General features: G+C 29.2%; 1 protein-coding gene and 1 pseudogene. Both read right to left on the reverse strand.

The features are described from left to right. Positions 1–223 (reverse strand): annotated as a pseudogene (locus AJ884_RS01705) (hypothetical protein); the annotation flags it as partial. A 33-nt stretch (positions 224–256) separates the two neighbouring features. Next, complete coding sequence (locus tag AJ884_RS01710) at positions 257–586, reverse strand: hypothetical protein (RefSeq protein ID WP_044779636.1); 330 nt, start codon at positions 584–586, stop codon at positions 257–259. Positions 587–650 lie beyond the last annotated feature (64 nt).

The raw sequence follows: 650 nt of genomic DNA on the forward strand, positions 1-650 counted from the left end.
TCCCTGCCCAAGCTAAAGTAGAACTAGGGCTAAAAAAAGGTATAGGATGATTACACCAATATATCTTACAACATTTCTCTAAAAATACTTCAGGCACGGGATAATCTTTTAAAAACTCTTTAACTTCTTTAAGTTTATTATCTTTAATAAGATCAAAAAACTCCCAACCTATCTCCGTTACCGTTTCTTCATCCATAGCTTGCATTTCTTCTAAAGTTTTCATTTGTTTTTCCTTAAAATAATTTTTTAATTTTTTTTATTTGTTAAAATTTTCCAAAGCTTTATCCAAATCTTTAGCCTCTAAAAGTGATCGAAGAATTTTGCAAATCTCACTTAAATCCTCAAAGCAAAGTACATTTGCAATAAACCACTCATCAAATTCTTCCTCAGTAGCATCACGATAAGATATTCCTGTTTCTTCTTCAAAAGCGACTTCGTATTCTTCTGGATCGATATGATCATACGCATCACTTAAAAAACCCTCTAAATGAGAATTAACAGCCTGTAAAACTTCTTTGCTAGGTTTTGTTTTTAAGAATTCTTTAAAATTCTCAAGATTGTCTAAAATTTCAACATCAAATTCCATAATATCTCCTTTTTATTATTTTTTTATCTTTCTTCTTTCTTCATACATTTTAATTTGTTCTGGT

It is taken from the genome of Campylobacter sp. BCW_6463 (genome assembly GCF_001762785.1).
GTDB classification, from domain to species: domain Bacteria; phylum Campylobacterota; class Campylobacteria; order Campylobacterales; family Campylobacteraceae; genus Campylobacter_D; species Campylobacter_D jejuni.

Coding starts and splice junctions, on each gene's coding strand:
- AJ884_RS01710 (WP_044779636.1), bottom strand. CDS start 586: ATGGAATTTGATGTTGAAATTTTAGACAATCTTGAGAATTTTAAAGAA.